Raw genomic sequence first — 21197 nt, 5'->3', positions numbered from 1 at the left:
TCGCGTGACGGTCAGTGGACGGGCCCGGTGTACTTCTCGCCGGGCCCGGCGCCGGGCGCGTCCGGGTGTGCCGACTGCTCGCGGAACGCCTTCTGCAGTGCCTGCAGCCCTTCGCGGATGGGGCCGGCGTGCGGCCCCAGGTACTCCACGGAGGCCGTGACCAGTCCGGCGAGTGCGGTGATCACGCGTCTCGCCTCGTCGAGGTCGAGGTGGGGGCTGTCGGACGGATCCGCGTCGGAGAGTCCCAGCTTCTCGGCGGCGGAGCTCATGAGCATCACCGCGGCGCGGCTGATGACCTCGATCGCAGGGACGTCGGCCAGTTCACGCACGTCCGGCTCGAGCTGCGGCGCATCGCCCTCCACCTGGGGAGCACCGGCCTGAACGGCATCATCGGGGGTCGTCATGACATCAGACGATGCCACGATGCGCCGACACCGACGTCCCCGCCCGGTGCGTGACCGGACGGATTCGGTCCGCGAGGGCACCTGGTGTTATTCTTTTTCCACGACCGCCTTCAGGTGTGTCCGTGTCGGCGCGTGAGTGCCGGGCACGGATGCGGAACCCGGAGGCAGCAAGTGGAGTCCGACTCCCACCACCGCACGGTTCGCCGGGCAGTGGTTCCGGTCCTTCCCAGCCACATCGGGAAGTGGTGCGCTTCGTCGACGAGACGAGGTGGCCCGCGGATGGTGACATCCGTCGACCGGTCGGTACCGGACCCCGCTGCTCGCGATCTCGATCGTGAGCGACGGGGTTTTCGTCGTTCGGAAGGTTCCCGCGGGAACAAATCGGGTGGCCACGGTGTCGAGGTAGACGGAGAGCACGAGCGCCGGTGTGGAGCGCGTAGGACGGCGCACCGCATCGGGTCGAGCACCACCATCCGTCACCGCACTACCGAGGAGGCCCCATCAGCACTGAGACCCGCATCAACGATCGCATCCGAGTTCCCGAAGTCCGACTCGTCGGACCTGGCGGTGAACAGGTGGGGATCGTGCGTGTTGAAGATGCACTCCGCCTGGCTGTCGAAGCCGATCTCGACCTCGTCGAGGTCGCACCCGACGCCCGTCCGCCGGTCTGCAAGATCATGGACTACGGCAAGTTCAAGTACGAAGCCGCGCAGAAGGCTCGTGAGTCGCGCAAGAACCAGACGCTCACGGTCATCAAGGAGCAGAAGCTTCGTCCCAAGATCGACGACCACGACTACGAGACGAAGAAGGGCCATGTCGTCCGCTTCCTCGAGGCCGGGTCCAAGGTCAAGGTGACCATCATGTTCCGTGGACGCGAGCAGTCGCGGCCCGAACTCGGTTACCGCCTCCTGCAGCGCCTGGGCGCCGACGTCGCCGAGCACGGCTTCGTCGAGACCTCGGCCAAGCAGGACGGCCGCAACATGACGATGGTCCTGGCTCCGCACAAGGGCGCCAAGACCAGGGCGAAGGCAGCGGAGGCGTCCAACGCACCGCGCGCCACCGTGCCGCCGCCGGCCTCCGCGCCGACTGCTGCACCCGCCGCCGAGGCGACACCGCCGGCACCCGCTGCTCCGCAGACGCCGGCGACGCCGCAGGCACCAGCCACACCGAGCGCCTGAGCGTTCGGATCCACCAGCACCACCGACCGAAGTAACAGAACTGAGGACTCATGCCCAAGTCGAAGACTCACAGCGGCACCGCGAAGCGATTCAAGGTGTCCGGTAGCGGAAAGATCCTGCGCCAGAAGGCCGGCCGCCGCCACCTGCTCGAGCACAAGTCCTCGCGCGTGACGCGTCGCCTCGACGGCAAGGCCGTCGTCAGCCCCAACGACGTTCCCCGCGTCAAGCGGCTTCTCGGTCTCTGATCTCTTTCCCACTCGGGCCCTAGGCCCCACTACGACAGGATTCACCAGTGGCACGCGTGAAAAGGGCGGTCAACGCCCAGAAGAAGCGTCGTTCGATTCTCGAGGCGTCCAGCGGATACCGCGGGCAGCGTTCGCGTCTCTACACCAAGGCGAAGGAGCAGCAGCTCCACTCGCTCACCTACGCGTACCGCGATCGCCGCGCTCGCAAGGGTGACTTCCGCAAGCTGTGGATCACGCGTATCAACGCGGCAGCTCGGGCGAACGACATCACGTACAACCGTTTCGTGCAGGGTCTGAAGATCGCCGAGGTCGAGGTCGACCGCAAGATCCTCGCCGAGCTCGCGGTCTCCGACGCTGCGGCGTTCACCGCACTCGTCGAGATCGCCAAGGCGGCACTGCCTGCCGACATCAACGCACCGGCCGGAGAAGCAGCCTGATCAGGCGCTTCGACGACACTCCGTCACGACCCGCGGCGCCGCTCACCGAGCGGACTCCGCGGGTCGTTTCGGCTGTCAAGCTGCAGCGCGGCGTCGAACGTCGGCGAACCGGCCTCTTCCTCGCGGAGGGCGAGAACGCGGTGACCGAGGCGGTCGCCGCCGGTGTCGTGCGCGAGGTGTTCGCCACCGAGCGCTGGTTCGACGAGCACCGCGGACTGCTCGAGGCGTCGGCCGCGGCCGGTGCGCAGCCGCAGCTGATGACCGAGCGCGCGGCGAAATCGCTGTCGGACACCGTGACGCCGCCGGGAATCGTGGCCGTGTGCACGTCCGTCGTCGTCTCCCTGGCCGAGGCGTTGGCCGCGAACCCGTCACTCGTGACGGTCGTCGTCGACATCTCCGAGCCGGGCAACGCGGGCACCATCCTGCGCGTCTCGGACGCCGCCGGCGCCGGCGCTGTGATCTTCGCCGGGGACAGTGTCGATCCGCTGAACGGCAAGAGCGTCCGCGCGTCCGCCGGAAGTCTCTTCCATCTCCCCGTCGCACGGGAGCGTTCGGTGACGGCGGTACTCGACGCGGTCCGTGCGACCGGCGCCAGTCTGCTGGCGACGACCGTCGACGGTGAACTGGACCTCGACGACGCCGACGACGCGCTGGCCGGGCCCACCGCCTGGGTGTTCGGCAACGAGGCGCACGGGCTGTCCCGCGAGGTCGCGGCTGCTGCGGATCACCGGGTGCGCATTCCCATCCACGGCCGCGCCGAGAGTCTCAACCTCGCCACCGCGGCCGCCGTGTGTCTGTACGCCGGTGCGCGGGTGCAGCGCCGCGGGGGCACCGCCTAGGCTTTCCCCGCCGGGTTCTGCCCGGCGACCGCGAGGAGCACCGCGACAGAGGTGCTCGCCGATCGAGACGATGGAGTGTGTGGACGTGGAGCGCAACGAGGGTGAAGCGCAGGCCGATCAGGCCGCTGCCGACGCGGAGGCGCTGACCGACGCGGCGCTGGACGCAGCCGTCACCGAGGCCGAGTCCGCCTTCGCCGCCGCGTCCGACATCGACGCTCTGTCCGAGGCCAAGATCCACCACATCGGGAACAAGGCGCCCCTCGCGCTCGCACAGCGCGCGTTGGGCTCGCTGCCGAAGACCGAGCGGGCCGACGCCGGCAAGCGGGTCAAGGTGGCGCGTGACCGCGTGCGGATCGCGTTCGACGATCGTCGTGAGGTGCTGCTCGCCGAACGTGACGCGGCCGTGCTCGTCGCCGAGGCGATCGACGTGACCCTGCCGTCCGTCCGCCGCCCGGTGGGTGCCCGCCATCCCATCACCGTCATCGCCGATCAGGTCGCCGACGTCTTCGTGGCGATGGGGTGGGAGGTGGCCGAGGGCCCGGAGGTGGAGACCGAGCACTTCAACTTCGACGCGCTCAACTTCCTGCCAGACCATCCCGCGCGGACGATGCAGGACACGTTCCACGTCGCGCCCGAGGGGTCTCGTCAGGTGCTGCGCACGCACACCTCGCCGGTGCAGGTGCGGTCGATGCTCGAGCGCGACCTGCCGATCTACGTGGTGTGCCCCGGGCGTACGTTCCGTACGGACGAACTCGACGCGACGCACACGCCCGTCTTTCATCAGGTCGAGGGACTCGCCGTGGACAAGGGGCTCACGCTCGCCAATCTCCGCGGCACGCTCGACGCGTTCGCGCGTGCGCTGTTCGGCCCGGAGACGCGGACCCGTATGCGCCCCAACTACTTCCCGTTCACCGAGCCGTCCGCGGAGGTGGACGTGTGGTTCCCCCGCAAGAAGGGTGGAGCGGGCTGGGTCGAGTGGGGTGGCTGCGGCATGGTGAATCCGAACGTGCTGCGCGCCTGTGGCGTCGACCCGGAGATCTACAGCGGGTTCGCCTTCGGTATGGGCCTCGAGCGAACGCTGCAGTTCCGCAACGACATTCCCGACATGCGCGACATCGTCGAGGGCGACGTGCGGTTCAGCCTGCCCTTCGGCGTGGCCGGCTGACGCTCGGCCCCTGCAGACAAGCATTCAGACAGAGAGAGTGGAGAAGTCGTGCGAGTGCCCCAGTCCTGGTTGACCGAGGTCGTCCGGAAGGCCGCTCCCGAGTGGAGCGTCACTGCTGACGAGCTCGACGCGGGGTTCGTGTCCGTCGGCTTCGAGATCGAGGACGTCATCCCTCTTCCGGAGATCACGGGCCCGTTGGTCGTCGGCCGTGTGCAGTCCATCGAGGAGTTGACCGAGTTCAAGAAGCCGATCCGCTTCTGCCTGGTCGAGGTGGGCGAGGCGGAGCCCCGCGGAATCGTGTGCGGTGCACGGAACTTCGCGGAGGGCGACCTCATCGTGGCCGCACTTCCCGGCAGCGTTCTGCCCGGCGGGTTCGCCATCGCCGCGCGGTCCACGTACGGGCGCACGTCCGACGGCATGATCTGCTCGGTGTCCGAGCTCGGTATCGGTTCGGATCACTCCGGCATTCTCGTGCTGCCTGCCGGCACGGCCGAGCCCGGCGACGACGCACTCGCCGTTCTGGGCATGGACGACACCGTGTTCGACGTCAATGTGACGCCCGATCGCGGATACGCCCTGAGCGTGCGCGGTCTCGGCCGCGAACTGGCGTGCGGTTTCGACGTGGACTTCGTCGATCCCGCCGACGCCCCGCAGCCCGTCGTGTCCGCGGCCGCCTCCGAGGGCGAGGCGTGGCCCGTCGACGTCCGTTCCGAGTCGGGTGCCACCCGTTTCGCCGCGCGCCGCGTCGTGGGCATCGATCCGGCGGCGGTGACCCCCTGGACGATCCAGCGGCGGCTGCTGCTGTCCGGGGTGCGACCCATCTCGCCCGCGGTCGACGTCACCAACTACGTCATGCTCGAACTGGGCCAACCGCTCCACGCGTTCGACGCCTCCGCGCTCTCGGGCGGGTTGGTGGTCCGCCGGGCCGAGGCGGGGGAGACGCTCCGCACCCTCGACGACACCGTGCGCACCCTCGACCCGGAGGACGTCGTCATCGCGGACGAGTCCGGCGTGGTGTCGTTGGCCGGTGTCATGGGTGGCGCGTCCACCGAGGTGGGCGACGAGACCACCGACATCCTGCTCGAGGCGGCCATCTGGAGCCCGCTCGCCGTGTTCCGCACCGCGCGCCGTCACCGGCTGCCCAGTGAGGCCAGCCGTCGCTACGAACGAGTGGTGGACTCCGCTCTCCCGGTGCGCGCGCTCGACCGTGCCGCCGCACTGCTGGCCTCGATCGCGGGCGGCCGGGTGGAGCCGCTGCTCACCGACATCGGTGCACCGACGGTGTCCGACACCGTGACCATGGATCTCGACCTGCCGGACCGGGTGGCGGGTGTGACCTATCCGAGCGGAACCGCGGTGCGCCGCCTCACCCAGGTCGGGTGCGAGGTCGTCGTGGACGTGTCCGAGGCCGGGCGCGGGGTGGCAGTCGTGACGCCGCCGACGTGGCGTCCCGACCTTCGTCAGGCCGCCGACCTGGTCGAGGAGGTGCTGCGACTCGAGGGACTGGAGTCCATTCCGTCCGTCCTGCCGCACGCTCCCGCGGGCCGCGGACTCACCGCCGCCCAGCGTCGTCGCCGGGCGGTGGGTCGGGCACTGGCCTACACGGGGCACGTCGAGGTCCTCGCTCCCGTGTTCCTGCCGGCCGGGGTCTTCGACGTCTGGGGACTCGACGCGGACGATCCGCGCCGGGTGACCACGCGGGTGCTCAATCCGTTGGAGGCGGACCGACCCGAACTGGCGACCACTCTCGTCCCGGGTCTCCTGGAGATCGCCCAGCGCAACGTCTCGCGCGGACAGCGGGATCTGGCGCTGTTCGCCGTCGCGCAGGTCGTCGAACCGGGCGAGGGCACGCGCCCGATCGATGCGCTCGCCGTCGACCGTCGTCCCACCGAGGACGAGATCGACGCTCTGAAGCAGTCGTTGCCGGTGCAGCCGCTGCACGCCGCCGTCGTGCTGACCGGTGCGGTGACGGCACCCGGGCCGTGGGGCGCCGGCCGTCCTGCCGACGCCACCGATGCCTTCAGCGCAGCGAGGACCATCGCGAGCGCGTCCGGTGTCGAGGTGGAACTCCGGTCCGCCCAATACCTTCCGTGGCATCCGGGCCGGTGTGCCGAAGTCGTTGTCGACGGTGTCGTGGTCGGGCACGCGGGTGAGCTGCATCCCGGTGTCCTCGAGCGCGCCGGTCTGCCGCCGCGGACCTGCGCGGTGGAGATCGACCTCGATCGCGTTCCCACCCGCGAGCCGCTGCCGTCGCCGTCCATCTCGCCGTTCCCCGCCGTGCTGCAGGACGTCGCGGTCGTCGTCGACGAGTCCGTCCCGGCCGCCGCCGTGCAGTCGGCTCTGATGTCGGGGGCGGGCCCACTCCTCGAGGACATTCGTGTCTTCGACGTGTTCTCCGGCGATCAGGTCGGTTCCGGCCGGAAGTCGCTGGCCTTCGCCCTGCGGTTCCGAGCGGCCGACCGTACGTTGACCGAGGACGAGGCGAGTGCCGCTCGCGATGCCGCCGTCGCGGCAGCGGCGACGGCGGTGGGAGCCGAGCTCCGACACTGACGGTGCGCCGCTTTTGAATGAGCTTGCACCGTCATGCATAATCATCGTATGGACAGTGCATCGACATCGACGGGCACCCGGGTGGCCGTCGCGGGCGCCAGTGGCTACGCGGGTGGCGAGATCCTGCGTCTGCTGCTCGGACACCCGGCAGTGCTCGACGGCCGGATGACCATCGGCGCCCTGACGGCCGGTGGAAACGCCGGAACCACGCTGGGGCAACACCATCCGCATCTCGTTCCGCTCGCGGACCGCGTGCTGGTGGACACGGACGCCGCGGCCCTGGAGGGGCACGACGTCGTGTTCCTCGGGCTCCCGCACGGGAAGTCAGCCGCCCTCGCCGAACAGCTGTCGGACTCCACGCTGATCATCGACTGCGGTGCCGACTTCCGGTTGACCGACGCCGCCGCCTGGGATCGCTGGTACGGCGGGGAGCACGCCGGACACTGGCCCTACGGCATGCCCGAGTTGCCCGGTGGTCGGGACGCCCTGGTCGGAGCGACGCGCATCGCGGTCCCGGGGTGTTATCCCACCGCCTCGTCGCTGGCTCTGGCGCCCGCGTTCGCTGCCGGCATGGTCGAGCCCCGCGTGACCGTGGTGGCCGTGAGCGGCACCTCCGGCGCCGGTCGCGCGGCGAAGCCGGACCTGCTGGGTTCCGAGGTCATGGGGTCGGTCCGTGCCTACGGCATCGCCGGCGCGCATCGCCACACGCCGGAGATCACGCAGAACCTCTCCGCCATCGCCGGCACCGACGTGATCGTGTCGTTCACTCCTGTGCTGGCTCCGATGCCGCGCGGCATCCTGGCGACGTGCACCGCTCCGACGACAGTGTCGGCCTCCGAGGCGCGTGCGGTCTACGAGAAGTACTGCGCCGACGAACCTTTCCTCCACCTTCTCCCGGAGGGGCAGCTGCCGCAGACGGGGTCGGTGCTCGGGTCCAACGCGGTCCACCTGCAGGTGGCGGTCGACGAGGACGCGGGCTTGCTGGTGGTCCTCGCCGCCATCGACAATCTGACGAAGGGCACCGCCGGTGCCGCGGTGCAATCGATGAACATCGCTCTCGGACTCCCCGAGAGCGCCGGACTCTCCACGGTGGGAACAGCACCATGACCGACCACAGCCAGTCCTCTCCCGGCGCCCCCACGCGCGCTCCCGGGGTTCTCGTCCGCACACAGGGTGTGACGTCGGCAGCGGGATTCCGGGCCGCCGGGGTCGAGGCCGGTCTCCGGGCCAAGGGGGGCCTCGACGTCGCCCTCGTGGTCAACGAGGGCCCCGATCTGGCAGCGGCCGGTGTCTTCACCCTGAACAAGATCAAGGCTGCGCCCGTCCTGTGGTCGCAGCAGGTGCTGACCTCCGGTCGGCTCCGCGCCGTCGTCCTGAACTCGGGCGGCGCCAACGCCTGCACCGGCGCGCCCGGATTCCAGGACACGCACCGTACCGCCGAGCACCTCGCATCGACCCTCAGCGACTGGGGAACCGAGACGGGCGCCGGCGAGATCGCCGTGTGTTCGACCGGACTGATCGGCGACCGGTTGCCCATGGACAAGGTGCTCGGCGGTGTCACCGAGGTGGTGCACGAGCTCGCCGGAGGCATTTCGGGCGGCACCGATGCGGCCTACGCGATCATGACGACCGACACCCGGCCGAAGCAGGCCGCGATCCACCACGAGAACGGCTGGAACGTGGGCGGCATGGCCAAGGGCGCCGGCATGCTGGCGCCCTCGCTGGCGACGATGCTGTGTGTCGTCACCACGGACGCCGTGGCGAGCGCCGATCAGCTCGATCGCGCTCTCCGGCACGCGACGGCACAGTCCTTCGACCGACTCGACGTGGACGGCGCGACATCCACGAACGACACGGTGCTGCTCCTCGCGTCCGGTGCCAGCGGCATCGAGGCGACACAGGAGGAACTCGACGCCGCTGTCCTCGCGGTGTGCGACGACCTCGCGGATCAGCTGATGGCCGATGCGGAGGGCGTGACCAAGCGGATCATCGTCAGGGTCGGTGGTGCCGAGTCCGAACAGGACGCACTCATGGCTGCGCGAACCATCGCACGCGATTCCCTCGTCAAGACGGCGCTGTTCGGCTCCGATCCCAACTGGGGCCGCGTTCTCGCCGCTGTGGGCATCGCGCCGGTCGCGCTCGATCCCGATCGCATCGTCGTGTCGTTCAACGGCAATCCCGTGTGCGTCGACAGCATGGGTGTGCCCGGCGCTCGTGAGGTCGATCTCTCGGCCGTCGACATCACGGTCGAGGTGGACCTCGGTGTCGGCTCCGCGTCGGCGTCGATCAGGACCACGGATCTGTCGCACGCCTACGTCGAAGAGAACTCGGCGTACTCGTCATGACGTCGTCCGAGCCCGTGTCCGCACACGACACCGCACGCATCCTCGCCGGCGCCCTCCCGTGGCTCCAGCAGTGGACGGGCAAGGTCGTCGTGGTCAAGTACGGCGGCAACGCCATGATCGACGATCGACTCAAGGCCGCGTTCGCGGCCGACATGGCGTTCCTGCGCACCGTCGGTATCCACCCGGTGGTCGTGCACGGCGGCGGTCCCCAGATCACCGCCATGCTCACTCGACTCGGACTGGTGGGGGAGTTCCGCGGCGGCTTCCGCGTGACGACGCCCGAAGTGATGGACGTCGTGCGCATGGTCCTGTTCGGGCAGGTCGGTCGCGAGCTGGTCGGACTGATCAACGCGCACGGCCCCTACGCTGTCGGCATCTCCGGCGAGGACGCGCACCTGTTCACGGCGACTCGACGCACCGTGACCGTCGACGGTGTCGCCACCGACATCGGTCTGGTGGGCGACGTGACGACGGTGAATCCCGCTGCGGTGCACGACCTCATCGAGGCCGGGCGCATCCCGGTCGTCTCGACTATCGCTCCCGACGCGGACGGCGTCGTGCACAACATCAACGCGGACACCGCGGCCGCGGCCCTCGCGGAGGCGCTCGGCGCGCAGAAGCTCGTCGTCCTCACCGACGTCGAGGGGCTCTACACGAACTGGCCGGACCGCGGGTCGCTCGTCTCGGAGATCGAGGCGGACGTCCTCGCCGAACTGCTGCCCGGCCTGGACGCCGGCATGGTCCCCAAGATGGAGGCGTGTCTGCGCGCGGTGCGCGGGGGAGTTCCCAGCGCCCATGTCATCGACGGTCGACTCGAGCACTCCGTGCTCCTGGAACTGTTCACCGGCGAGGGCATCGGCACGATGGTGCACGACGGCAGTACGAGAGGACGGGCATGACCAGCACGGAGCAACTGCAGCAACGCTTCTCGAATGCGCTGATGAACAACTACGGCGTGCCGCGCGTGGCGCTGGTCGGCGGTTCGGGAGCCGTGGTGACGGACGCCGACGGCAAGGAGTACCTCGATCTCCTCGCCGGGATCGCGGTCAACATCCTCGGCCACGGACATCCTGCCGTCGTCGAGGCGGTCTCCGCCCAGCTGACGACGCTGGGCCACACGTCCAACCTCTACGCGGCGCCGCCGTCGATCGAACTGGCGGAGCACCTCCTCGAGCACCTCGGTCACGCGGCCGGCGGCGATGCTCGGGTGTTCCTCTGCAACTCCGGCACCGAGGCGAACGAGGCCGCCTTCAAGATCGCGCGTCTCACGGGTCGACCGAACATCATCGCGGCGGAGAACGCGTTCCACGGTCGGACCATGGGAGCCCTCGCGCTCACGGGGCAGGCGGACAAGCGGGCTCCGTTCGAGCCCATGCCCGCCGGTGTGTCGCACGTTCCCTACGGCGACATCGCCGCGCTCGAGGCGGCGGTCGACGAGAACACGGCCGCCGTCTTCCTCGAACCGATCATGGGTGAGGGCGGAGTCGTCGTCCCGCCGGAGGGCTATCTGCCCGCAGCGCGCGAGATCACTGCGCGCCACGGCGCCCTGCTGATCCTCGACGAGGTCCAGACGGGCATCGGCCGTACGGGGTGGTTCTACGCCCATCAGCGGTTCGGCATCGTCCCGGACGTCATCACCCTGGCGAAGGGGCTGGGCGGGGGACTGCCCATCGGCGCCTGCATCGGCATCGGCCCGGCAGCCGCCATGCTCACCCCGGGCAAGCACGGGACCACGTTCGGTGGCAACCCGGTGTGTTCGGCGGCGGCCCTGGCGGTGCTGCGCACTCTCGCGTCCGAGGATCTGCTCTCGCACGCCGACCGGCTGGGCAAGATCCTGCGACACGACATCGAGGCGCTCGGACATCCCCTCGTCGATCACGTACGGGGTGCGGGCCTTCTGCTGGGCATCGTCCTCACCGAGCCGGTGGCGGCCGATGTCGAGACCGCGGCCCGCCACGCAGGCTTCCTGGTGAACGCGGCGCAGGCGAACGTCCTGCGTCTGGCGCCGCCCCTGATCATCACGGACGAGCAGGCAGCATCGTTCGTCCGTGCACTTCCCGCGGTCCTCGACGAGGCGCGGCCGACAGCAGAGGCGACCTCGTGACACTGCGGCACTTCCTTCGAGACGACGATCTCTCCCCCGAGGAGCAGGCCGAGATCCTCGCTCTCGCAGCCGAACTCAAGAAGGCACCGTTCTCGCGGCGCCCGCTGGAGGGTCCGCGCGGCGTCGGCGTCATCTTCGAGAAGAACTCGACGCGCACCCGCTTCTCGTTCGAGATGGGCATCGCGCAGCTCGGCGGCCACGCAGTGGTCGTCGACGGCCGCAGCACGCAGCTCGGACGCGAGGAGACGCTGCAGGACACCGGGCGCGTGCTGTCCCGCTACGTCGACGCCGTCGTATGGCGCACGTTCGGGCAGAAGCGCCTCGAGCAGATGGCGACGGGGGCGAGCGTGCCCATCGTCAACGCGCTGTCCGACGATTTCCACCCCTGCCAGGTGCTGGCCGATCTCCAGACGCTCGCCGAGCGCAAGGGATCGTTGAGAGGTCTGCGCCTCTCGTACTTCGGCGACGGTGCCAACAACATGGCGCACTCCCTCATGCTCGGCGCCGTCACCGCCGGCGTCGACGTCACGATCGCCGCCCCGGAGGGCTTCGTGCCGGACCCGTCGGTGCTGGCTGCCACGCAGGAGCGCGGTGAGCGGACGGGAGCGAGCGTGACCGTCACGAACGATCCGATCGCCGCCGCGACCGGAGCCGACGTGCTGGTCACCGACACGTGGACATCGATGGGACAGGAGAACGACGGCCTGGACCGCGTCGGACCCCTCCGCCCGTTCCAGATCAACGAGTCGCTGCTCGACCGTGCCGACTCGGAGGCACTCGTCCTGCACTGCCTCCCGGCCCACCGCGGCGAGGAGATCAGCGACACGGTGCTCGACGGCCCTCGCAGCGTCGTGTGGGACGAAGCCGAGAACCGGTTGCACGCACAGAAGGCCGTCCTGGTGTGGCTACTCGAGCAGGCGGCATCGGGACGACGGACGCCGTGATCGCCGAGTCGCAGGGCCCGGTGACGTCGTCGACGCGCGCCGGGCGCCAGGCGCGCGTCGTGGCCCTGCTCTCCACCCACCAGGTCCGATCGCAGCAGGAACTCCAGTCGCTGCTCGCGGCGGAGGGGATCGAGGCCACCCAGGCCACTCTCTCCCGCGATCTCGACGAGTTGGGCGCCGTCAAACTTCGCGCCGCCGACGGCGGTGCGGGCGTCTACGTCGTTCCCGAGGACGGCAGCCCGGTCCGAGGGGTCGCGGGCGGCACCGATCGGCTCTCCCGGCTGCTCGGCGAGTTGCTCGTCTCCACCGACGCCAGCTCCACGATGGCCGTTCTCCGCACGCCGCCCGGAGCCGCGCACTATCTCGCCAGTGCACTGGACCGGGCGGCACTGCCCGAGATTGTGGGAACGGTCGCGGGGGATGACACCATCTTCGTGATTGCCCGCGATCCGCTGTCCGGACGCGAGCTCGCCGACCGCATCGAGAATCTCGCGCGCTGAACCACCAGTCCGAATCCCAGAACGTCCGAATCACACGAAGGAGCACACACCCCATGGCCGAACGCGTCATCCTCGCCTACTCCGGCGGTCTCGACACCTCTGTCGCCATCAGCTGGATCGGCCGCGAGACCGGCAAGGAGGTGGTCGCCGTGGCGATCGACCTCGGCCAGGGTGGCGAGGACATGGAGGTCATCCGGCAGCGCGCACTCGACTGCGGCGCTGTCGAAGCCGTCGTCGTCGACGCTCGGGACGAGTTCGCGGACGAGTACTGCCTGCCGACCATCCAGTCGAACGCCCTCTACATGGACCGCTACCCGCTGGTGTCGGCCATCAGCCGTCCCCTCATCGTCAAGCACCTCGTCGAGAATGCGCGCTCGCACGGCGGCACCGTCGTGGCTCACGGCTGCACCGGCAAGGGCAACGACCAGGTCCGCTTCGAGGTCGGCTTCAACACGCTCGCGCCCGAGCTCGAGGTGCTGGCCCCCGTGCGCGACTACGCCTGGACCCGCGAGAAGGCCATCGCCTTCGCCGAGGAGAACAGCATCCCCATCAACGTCACCAAGAAGTCGCCGTTCTCGATCGACCAGAACGTGTGGGGTCGCGCCGTGGAGACCGGGTTCCTCGAGGATCTGTGGAACGCCCCGACCAAGGACGTCTACGACTACACCGAGGATCCGACGGCCAACTTCAACGCGCCGGACGAGCTGGTCATCACATTCGACAAGGGACGTCCGACCGCCATCGACGGCCGCCCGGTGTCGGTGCTGCAGGCGATCCAGGAACTGAACACCCGTGCGGGCAAGCAGGGTGTCGGCCGCCTCGACGTGGTCGAGGACCGGCTCGTCGGCATCAAGAGCCGCGAGGTCTACGAGGCTCCCGGCGCCATGGTCCTGATCCGTGCCCACGAGGAGCTCGAGCACGTCACCCTCGAACGCGAGCTCGGCCGCTACAAGCGGCACACGGACCAGAAGTGGGCCGAGCAGGTCTACGACGGCCTGTGGTTCTCGCCGCTCAAGGGTGCACTCGACACCTTCGTCCAGCACACCCAGGAGCACGTGTCCGGCGAGATCCGCTTGGTGCTGCACGCCGGCACCGTCGTCGTGAACGGTCGTCGCAGCGGGGAGTCGCTGTACGACTTCAACCTCGCGACCTACGACGCGGGCGACACCTTCGATCAGTCGTCGGCCAAGGGCTTCGTGCAGCTGCACGGCCTGTCGTCCAAGATCGCCGCCAGCCGTGACCGTGGCGCGGTGGCGGCGCAGGGACAGTCGGACCTGTGACGTCACCCGCTCACGGCACCAACGCGGGCGCTCTGTGGGGTGGGCGCTTCGCGTCGGGTCCCGCGGAAGCCATGGCGGCGCTGAGCAAGTCGACCCACTTCGACTGGGTGCTCGCCCCGTACGACGTCCGTGCCTCCAAGGCTCACGCACGTGTGCTCAACTCGGCCGGCCTACTGACGGCGGGCGATCTCGAGGCGATGCTCACCGGCCCTCGATCAGCTCGCCGCCGACGTCGACTCGGGTGCGTTCGGTCCCGCAGAGTCCGACGAGGACGTGCACGGCGCACTCGAGCGCGGGCTGATCGACCGGGTCGGTCCCGAGCTCGGCGGCAGGTTGCGTGCCGGCAGGTCGCGCAACGACCAGGTCGCGACCCTGTTCCGGATGTGGCTGCGGGACGCGGTGCGGCGGGTGTCGGCGGGCGTGCTGGACGTGGTCGAGGCCCTCACCGCGCAGGCGCAGGCACATCCCGACGCGGCGATGCCGGGCAAGACGCACTCGCAGGCCGCGCAGCCGGTCCTGCTCGCGCATCATCTGCTCGCACACACCCATCCGCTGCTGCGGGACGTGCAGCGCTTCCGGGACTTCGACGGCCGCGCCGCGGTGTCGCCCTACGGTTCGGGCGCCCTGGCGGGCTCGTCGCTCGGACTCGACCCGGAGAAGATCGCCGCGGAGCTCGGGTTCGACGGTTCCGCGGAGAACTCGATCGACGCGACGAGTTCGCGCGACTTCGCCGCCGAGGCGGCGTTCGTCCTGGCCATGACTGCCGTGGACCTGTCGCGTCTCGCCGAGGAGATCGTGTCGTGGAGCACCCCGGAGTACGGCTACGTGACACTCGCCGACGCATGGTCGACGGGCAGTTCGATCATGCCGCAGAAGAAGAACCCGGACGTCGCGGAGCTCACGCGCGGCAAGACCGGGCGACTGATCGGCAATCTCACCGGTCTGCTCGCGACGCTCAAGGCTCAGCCCCTCGCGTACAACCGTGATCTGCAGGAGGACAAGGAGCCCGTCTTCGACTCGGTGCTCCAGCTCGAGATGCTTCTGCCCGCCCTGACCGGGTTGGTGTCCACCCTCACCTTCCACACCGACCGGCTGCGCGAGCTGGCGCCGGCGGGATTCACGCTGGCGACGGACATCGCCGAGTGGCTCGTCCGCAACGGTGTGCCGTTCCGGCACGCCCACGAGGTGGCAGGCGACTGCGTGCGACGTGCGGAGTCGCGCGGTGTGGGTCTGGACGAACTGACCGACGAGGAGTTCGCGACGATCGACCCGGCGCTCACGCCGGAGGTCCGCTCGGTGCTCACCGTCGACGGTTCCATCGGCTCGCGGGACAGCCGCGGCGGTACCGCGCCCGCGCGGGTGGCGGAGCAGATCATCGTGGTCCAGCGCACCGCGGGCGAGCTCAGGACGTGGATCACGGCCTGACGGGACGACCCGATCCGAGCGGTCGGAGTGATGTGAGACGCTGTGTCCTCATCGGTCGACGAGTCGTGGACCACACCGACCGAATCGATGCCGCCTTCGAGGAGTGCAGTTGCTGGGAATCGACACCGGGTCGGTCGCGACGTCGTTGCGGCGTGTGGTCGCCACGGCGCAGAACGGGCTCGAGGTCATCCGTCTCGGGGGACTCGAGACGGATGCCGTTCCGTCTCCCTTCTCGGTGGTCGCGCGCGACCGTATGTACCGGCTGCGTCGGTACTTCCCGGAGTCCGAGCAGACGGGTCCGCCCGTCGTGCTCGTACCGCCGATGATGATGTCGGCCGACGTCTACGACGTCACCCGCGACCAGGGCGGCGTCGGCATCCTGCACGAGGCGGGGATGGACCCCTGGGTGGTCGACTTCGGTTCGCCGGCCACCGAGGAGGGCGGGTGGAACCGGACGCTGGCGGACCACATCGTCGCGATCAGCGAGATCATCGACATCGTCGCCGAGCGGACGGGTCGCGAGGTCCACCTCGGTGGGTACTCGCAGGGCGGCATGTTCTGTTACCAGGCCGCCGCGTACCGCTCGAGTCGCGACATCGCCAGCATCATCACGTTCGGCAGTCCGGTGGACACCCTCGCGGCGCTCCCTCTCGGGATCCCGGCGAACGTGGCCACCAAGGGTGCCGAGTTCCTCGCCGAGCACGTGTTCACGCGTCTCGCGGTGACCGACTGGATGGCCCGCACCGGGTTCCAGTTGCTCGACCCGGCCAAGACCGTCAAGTCGCAGCATCGACTTCCTGCTCCAGCTCCACGACCGGGACGCGCTCCTGCCCCGCGAGTCCCAGCGCCGGTTCCTCGCGATGGACGGGTGGGTCGCCTGGTCGGGCCCGGCGGTCGCGGAACTGTTGACGCAGTTCGTCGTGCACAACCGCATGATGACGGGTGGGTTCTCCATCCGCGGCAAGGTCGTCTCGCTCGCGGAACTGACCATGCCGATCCTCGCGTTCGTGGGGGAGGTCGACGACATCGGCCAACCGCTCGCGGTGCGCGGCATCCGCAAGGCGGCTCCGCGGGCCAAGGTGTACGAAGCAGGGCTCCGCGCCGGGCACTTCGGACTGGTGGTGGGGAGCACCGCGGCCACGCAGACGTGGCCGAGCACGGCGGGGTGGATCCGGTGGCGCGAGGGCCTGGGGCCGCGGCCGGTCGAGGTGCACGCCATGGGGTACGACGAGCACCCGGCCTCGGAGAGCGGCGTGTCGGTGGGAAATCGTCTCGTCCACACCGCGGCCACCATCGCCGAGGTCGGCCTGGGTCTCGGTCGCGGCATCGCCTCGGCGGCGGCCGGGGCCGTGAAGGGGTCTCGTGAGATCTCGTCCGAGGCCGCTCGCACACTGCCCCGTCTCGCCAGACTCGGCCAGCTGCAACCTCATTCGCAGGTCTCCCTCGGTCGTCTGCTCGGTGAGCAGGCTCGGCGCGCGAGTGCCGGTGAGTGCTTCGTGTTCGACGACCGTGTGTACTCCTACGCCGCCGTGGACCAGCGCATCGACAACGTGGTGCGCGGCCTGATCGTCAACGGTGTACGCCCCGCGATGCACGTCGGCGTGCTGATGGAGACACGTCCGAGCGCACTCGCCGCCGTCGCCGCACTGTCCCGCATCGGTGCGGTGGCCGTCATGCTGCAGCCCACCAGCGATCTCTCGGCGTCGCTGCGACTCGGGCGCGTCGAACTGCTGATCGTCGACCCCGACAATCTGGCCGGATCCGTCGACCACGGACTGGACGTGCTGGTCCTGGGCGGCGGCGAGTCCCGCTCGCTCGACATCGAGGACTCCGACCTGGTCGTGGATCTCGAGCAGGTCGACCCGTCGACGGTGGAGTTGCCGGGGTGGTACGTCCCCAACCCCGGGCGCGCACGGGAACTCGCCTTCGTGCTGTTCAGCGGGAACGACGACACCCTGGATGCCAAGTTCATCACCAACTACCGCTGGGCTCTGTCGGCCTTCGGTACGGCCAGCTCCGCAGGTCTGTCCCGCGGCGACACCGTGTACTGCCTGGCGCCGCTGCACCATTCGGCCGGACTGCTCGTGGCGGTGGGCGGCGCGTTGGCGGGCGGGTCCCGCATCGCGCTGTCGCGCGGTGTCGAGCCCGAGCGCTTCGCGGACGAGGTGCAGCGCTACGGCGTCACGGTCGTGTCCTACACGTGGACCATGATGCGGGACATCCTGACGTCGGAGTCCCTTCCGCACCGAGGACAGCACGCCGTACGGCTCCTCATCGGATCGGGCATGCCCACCAACCTGTGGCGGCACACGCTCGAACGACTGGCACCTGCGCGGGTACTCGAGTTCTACGCGTCCACCGAGGGCGACGTCGTCCTCGCGAACGTGGCGGGAACGAAGATCGGGGCAAAGGGTCGCCCGCTGCCGGGCAGTGCACGGGTGGAACTCGCGGCATACGACGCCGTCTCGGGTCGGTACCTCGTGGACGAGCAGGGATTCGTCCGACACTGTGAGACCGGCGAACCCGGCCTGTTGCTCGGCCGCCCCGGACTGGACGACTCCAGCGGCGCGTTCATGCGTGGTGTCTTCAGTGCCGGCGACGTGTGGACTCCGACCAACCTGCTGTTCCGCCGGGACGAGGGCGGTGACTACTGGTTGCTCGGGCACAAGCGCTCGGTGATCACCACCGCACGCGGACCCGTCTACCCGCAGCCGATAGCCGACGCGATCGGCGAGGCGGAGCCGGTGGACTTGGCCGTGGCGTACGGCATCGGGGAGCACGGTGACCAGTGGTCGGTGTGCGCGGTGACCGTGCGGGCGGGTCAGAACCTCACGGCATCGATGGTGTCGGACGCGCTGCTGGTGTTGGATCCGGCCGAGCGACCCGACGTCGTGCACGTGGTCGCGGACATCCCGCTGAGCCGCGCGTTCCGACCACTCGACGACACGCTGCGCGCTGCCGGACTGCCCGGTCCGGGGGTCAAGACCTGGTATCTGGCGTCGACGTCCGGCGAGTACAAGCGCATGACGAAGGCAGTGGCGGCGGAGCGCTTCACCGCGCATCAGTAGGGTGAGACCGCGTCGGAAGACCGACGCGACGACGGAACGAGGAGTCCTCTTGAGCGTCGATGCTCGCTTGCACAGCATTCTCGCCTGCCCGCAGGACAAGGGTCCGCTTCTGCTGATCCAGGACGAGCTGCTCTACAACCCCCGGCTGCGCCGTGTCTACCCCATCGAGAACGGCATTCCGGTGCTGCTCATCGACGATGCGCGTGACGCCACCGACGCCGAGCACGAGGACATTCTGGCCCGGGCGACCGCGCCCGCTCCGATCGCGGAGTGACGGGAGCGACTGCGACTCGTCGATCGCCGACATGACCGGCCCCGTACTGCCGTCCGAACGACTTCTCGGGTCCGCGACTCCCGTCGACGCGGCGACGCGTCTGCTCGGCGCCAGTCTGACCTGCGCCGGCGTCACGCTGCGCATCGTCGAGGTGGAGGCGTACGGCGGAGATCCCGGCGGACCCTGGCCCGACCCCGCGGCGCACTCGTTCCGAGGCCCCACACCGCGCAACTCGGTCATGTTCGGGCCGCCCGGTCGCCTGTACGTCTATCTCAGCTACGGGATGCATCTGTGCGCGAACATCGTCTGTGGTCCTGACGGAACGGCCGGCGCCGTCCTGATCCGCGCGGGTGAGGTCGTCGACGGTCTCGCGGTCGCCAGGACGCGGAGGCCCCGCGCACCGGAGTTCGGTATGGCGCGCGGACCTGGCAACGTCGGGAGTGTTCTCGCACTGTCGTTGGCCCACAACGGTGTTCGTGTCTTCGCCGAGAGCGCGGAAGTGTCGGTGACGCTGTCGGACGAGACGGCATCACCGGTACAGTCAGGTCCTCGTGTCGGCGTGTCCACCGCTCCCGACCGTCCGTGGCGTTTCTGGATTCCCTCGGTGGCCGTGTCTGCCTATAGACGGAACCCGCGAGCTCCGACAGACCCCGCCGGGGAGCCCGGTACTCAGGCCTGAGGGCGCCGTCGGGTGACGTGCGTGCATGCGAAAGAATCAGCGGTGTGAGCATCATCGAGGACCTGACCTGGCGTGGACTGATAGCCCAGTCGACAGACATCGAGGCACTGACAGCGGCGACCACCGCGGACGGCCCGATCACCCTCTACGCGGGATTCGATCCGACGGGACCGAGCTTGCACGCAGGGCACCTCGTTCCGCTGCTGGTCCTGTCACGTTTCCAGCGTGCGGGTCATCGTCCGATCGTGCTGGCCGGCGGAGCCACCGGACTCATCGGTGATCCGCGTGACGTCGGCGAACGCGTCATGAACTCGAGCGACACGGTGGCCGAGTGGGCCGATCGCATCAAGGGTCAGCTCTCTCGCTTCGTCGACTTCGAGGGTGCCGGCGCTGCGGTCATCGCGAACAACCTCGACTGGACCGCGTCGCTGTCGGCCATCGACTTCCTCCGCGACATCGGCAAGCACTTCTCCGTCAACGTGATGTTGGCGCGGGACACGGTGAAGAAGCGCCTCGAATCGGACGGGATGTCCTACACCGAGTTCAGCTACATGTTGTTGCAAGCGCAGGACTACCTACACCTGCATCGGCAGCACGGATGCACCTTGCAGGTCGGCGGATCGGATCAGTGGGGCAACATCGTCGCGGGCATCGATCTCACCCGACGTATGGACGGCGACGCCGTGCACGGGCTGACCGTTCCTCTGGTCACTGCGGCGGACGGCACGAAGTTCGGTAAGTCCACCGGTGGCGGAAGCCTGTGGCTCGACCCCGAGATGACGTCGCCGTACGCCTGGTACCAGTACTTCGTGAACACGGCCGACGCCGACGTCGTGAAGTACCTGCGCTGGTTCACGTTCCTCGATCGTGACGAGCTGGCGGAACTCGAGGCGGCGACGGCAGAACGACCCCAGGCCCGCGCGGCGCAGAAGCGACTGGCGGCGGAGATGACGACGCTGGTGCACGGCGCGGACAACACCGCGGCCGTCGAACTTGCCAGCTCCGCCCTGTTCGGCCGGGGAGAGCTTCGCGACCTGGACGCGGGGACACTGTCGGCCGCGCTGTCGGAGACCGACGTCGCCGAGCTGCCGGCAGGGGAGGAGCGCACGATCGTCGACCTTCTTGTCGACACGTCGCTGTGCGAGTCGAAGGGCGCCGCCCGTCGTGTGGTGAAGGAGGGGGGAGTGTCGGTCAACAACCAGAAGATCGCTGCCGAGGACTGGACTCCCTCCGCGGACGACTTCCTGCACGGTGAGTGGCTGGTGCTGCGTCGGGGTAAGAAGAACATGGCCGGCGTACGGCGCTCGGTGTGAGCCACGCGTGCGCGGGGTCACAGTCGGGGTTCGAGCACTCGAAGGCCCGCGAGGCGCCGGAGCGGCGCGCTGACCTGCATGGTCGCAAGCCCGTCGTGTGGCCGACCTGCGGATTTGACGCACTGTTATCCGTCGCGTAACTTTTGTCGAGTCAGAGCGACACGGACACGGACCGAGACCGCAAGGCCTCGATCACCGGCTCCGTAGATCATCTGGCATCCTGGTCACCGAAGAGTTCGAGTCTTGACTCGGCTCCGTGCGGCTGGCTAGGCTGGAACGGTTGCCCCGGATCCTCCTGCTTCGTGTGGGTGGTGGTGGTGTGTGCGTGTTCTTTGAGAACTCAACAGTGTGTCGATGAATGTCAGTGCCAATATTTTGTTTTGGTTTGCTGGTTCTTCTCCTTCTTCCCGTCGGGGAGGGACCGGTTCTTTTTTGTCAGCAATGGAG

General features: G+C 69.1%; 17 protein-coding genes and 2 pseudogenes. 18 read left to right on the top strand and 1 reads right to left on the bottom strand.

Features of this window, described 5'->3' with window-relative positions; all coding sequences use genetic code 11:
- Window positions 1-11: 11 nt before the first annotated feature.
- On the bottom strand, window positions 12-404 hold the full coding sequence (locus tag QE449_RS12805) for a DUF1844 domain-containing protein (protein WP_231476444.1): 393 nt from the start codon (window positions 402-404) through the stop codon (window positions 12-14).
- A gap of 500 nt (window positions 405-904) precedes the next feature.
- Here QE449_RS12805 and infC point away from each other — a divergent pair, with 500 nt between their 5' ends.
- From infC to tyrS, 18 genes and pseudogenes are all read left to right on the top strand, one after another.
- Entirely contained in the window at window positions 905-1582 is a 678-nt protein-coding gene (infC, locus tag QE449_RS12800) for a translation initiation factor IF-3 (protein ID WP_082544654.1), read from the top strand.
- Window positions 1583-1632: 50 nt separating this feature from the next.
- Window positions 1633-1827 (top strand): 50S ribosomal protein L35, encoded by a 195-nt coding sequence (gene rpmI, locus QE449_RS12795; RefSeq protein ID WP_027506747.1) that lies wholly within the window; start codon window positions 1633-1635, stop codon window positions 1825-1827.
- Between the two features lie 47 nt (window positions 1828-1874).
- Entirely contained in the window at window positions 1875-2264 is a 390-nt protein-coding gene (rplT, locus tag QE449_RS12790; RefSeq protein WP_027506746.1) for a 50S ribosomal protein L20, read from the top strand.
- Entirely contained in the window at window positions 2264-3103 is an 840-nt protein-coding gene (locus QE449_RS12785; protein WP_037186780.1) for an RNA methyltransferase, read from the top strand. The genes rplT and QE449_RS12785 overlap by 1 nt, the downstream gene beginning before the upstream one ends.
- A gap of 85 nt (window positions 3104-3188) precedes the next feature.
- The gene (gene pheS / locus QE449_RS12780) at window positions 3189-4268 is read left to right on the top strand and encodes a phenylalanine--tRNA ligase subunit alpha (protein WP_027506744.1); all 1080 of its coding nucleotides are present in this window, start codon (window positions 3189-3191) and stop codon (window positions 4266-4268) included.
- Between the two features lie 48 nt (window positions 4269-4316).
- Window positions 4317-6818: a phenylalanine--tRNA ligase subunit beta gene (pheT, locus tag QE449_RS12775; RefSeq protein WP_307108921.1), complete on the top strand. Its 2502-nt coding sequence runs from the start codon at window positions 4317-4319 to the stop codon at window positions 6816-6818.
- Between the two features lie 48 nt (window positions 6819-6866).
- On the top strand, window positions 6867-7925 hold the full coding sequence (gene argC, locus QE449_RS12770) for an N-acetyl-gamma-glutamyl-phosphate reductase (RefSeq protein WP_307108920.1): 1059 nt from the start codon (window positions 6867-6869) through the stop codon (window positions 7923-7925).
- Window positions 7922-9163, top strand: coding sequence for a bifunctional glutamate N-acetyltransferase/amino-acid acetyltransferase ArgJ (argJ, locus tag QE449_RS12765; protein ID WP_307108919.1), 1242 nt, complete (start codon window positions 7922-7924; stop codon window positions 9161-9163). Before argC ends, argJ begins: the two co-directional genes overlap by 4 nt.
- Window positions 9160-10062 (top strand): acetylglutamate kinase, encoded by a 903-nt coding sequence (gene argB, locus QE449_RS12760; RefSeq protein WP_027506740.1) that lies wholly within the window; start codon window positions 9160-9162, stop codon window positions 10060-10062. Before argJ ends, argB begins: the two co-directional genes overlap by 4 nt.
- The gene (locus tag QE449_RS12755; RefSeq protein WP_056447982.1) at window positions 10059-11267 is read left to right on the top strand and encodes an acetylornithine transaminase; all 1209 of its coding nucleotides are present in this window, start codon (window positions 10059-10061) and stop codon (window positions 11265-11267) included. Before argB ends, QE449_RS12755 begins: the two co-directional genes overlap by 4 nt.
- Window positions 11264-12211, top strand: coding sequence for an ornithine carbamoyltransferase (argF, locus tag QE449_RS12750; RefSeq protein WP_027506738.1), 948 nt, complete (start codon window positions 11264-11266; stop codon window positions 12209-12211). The genes QE449_RS12755 and argF overlap by 4 nt, the downstream gene beginning before the upstream one ends.
- Complete coding sequence (locus tag QE449_RS12745) at window positions 12208-12711, top strand: arginine repressor (protein WP_373428390.1); 504 nt, start codon at window positions 12208-12210, stop codon at window positions 12709-12711. The genes argF and QE449_RS12745 overlap by 4 nt, the downstream gene beginning before the upstream one ends.
- 53 nt (window positions 12712-12764) lie before the next feature.
- Window positions 12765-13991 (top strand): argininosuccinate synthase, encoded by a 1227-nt coding sequence (locus QE449_RS12740; protein WP_222638613.1) that lies wholly within the window; start codon window positions 12765-12767, stop codon window positions 13989-13991.
- Window positions 13988-15416: pseudogene (argH, locus tag QE449_RS12735) on the top strand (argininosuccinate lyase). The gene QE449_RS12740 and the pseudogene argH overlap by 4 nt, the downstream one beginning before the upstream one ends.
- Window positions 15417-15525: 109 nt before the next feature.
- Window positions 15526-18484: pseudogene (locus tag QE449_RS12730) on the top strand (AMP-binding protein).
- Window positions 18485-18533: 49 nt separating this feature from the next.
- On the top strand, window positions 18534-18758 hold the full coding sequence (locus QE449_RS12725; RefSeq protein WP_027506733.1) for a Trm112 family protein: 225 nt from the start codon (window positions 18534-18536) through the stop codon (window positions 18756-18758).
- A gap of 31 nt (window positions 18759-18789) precedes the next feature.
- Entirely contained in the window at window positions 18790-19437 is a 648-nt protein-coding gene (locus QE449_RS12720; protein ID WP_222638611.1) for a DNA-3-methyladenine glycosylase, read from the top strand.
- Window positions 19438-19481: 44 nt separating this feature from the next.
- Window positions 19482-20750, top strand: coding sequence for a tyrosine--tRNA ligase (gene tyrS / locus QE449_RS12715; RefSeq protein WP_307108918.1), 1269 nt, complete (start codon window positions 19482-19484; stop codon window positions 20748-20750).
- The last annotated feature ends 447 nt before the right edge of the window (window positions 20751-21197 follow it).

This window comes from Rhodococcus sp. SORGH_AS_0303 (assembly GCF_030819335.1).
In the GTDB taxonomy this organism is placed as follows: Bacteria; Actinomycetota; Actinomycetes; order Mycobacteriales; family Mycobacteriaceae; genus Rhodococcoides.
The sequence above is the reverse complement of the archived record's forward strand: the minus strand, read 5'-3'. Positions and strand labels throughout refer to the sequence as shown.

What these genes read in the sequence shown, in the direction of transcription:
- QE449_RS12805 (WP_231476444.1), bottom strand. Translation starts at nt 404, where the DNA reads ATGACGACCCCCGATGATGCCGTTCAGGCCGGTGCTCCCCAGGTGGAG.
- rpmI (WP_027506747.1), top strand. Translation starts at nt 1,633, where the DNA reads ATGCCCAAGTCGAAGACTCACAGCGGCACCGCGAAGCGATTCAAGGTG.
- argC (WP_307108920.1), top strand. Translation starts at nt 6,867, where the DNA reads ATGGACAGTGCATCGACATCGACGGGCACCCGGGTGGCCGTCGCGGGC.
- argJ (WP_307108919.1), top strand. Translation starts at nt 7,922, where the DNA reads ATGACCGACCACAGCCAGTCCTCTCCCGGCGCCCCCACGCGCGCTCCC.
- argB (WP_027506740.1), top strand. Translation starts at nt 9,160, where the DNA reads ATGACGTCGTCCGAGCCCGTGTCCGCACACGACACCGCACGCATCCTC.
- QE449_RS12755 (WP_056447982.1), top strand. Translation starts at nt 10,059, where the DNA reads ATGACCAGCACGGAGCAACTGCAGCAACGCTTCTCGAATGCGCTGATG.
- QE449_RS12740 (WP_222638613.1), top strand. Translation starts at nt 12,765, where the DNA reads ATGGCCGAACGCGTCATCCTCGCCTACTCCGGCGGTCTCGACACCTCT.
- QE449_RS12720 (WP_222638611.1), top strand. Translation starts at nt 18,790, where the DNA reads ATGACCGGCCCCGTACTGCCGTCCGAACGACTTCTCGGGTCCGCGACT.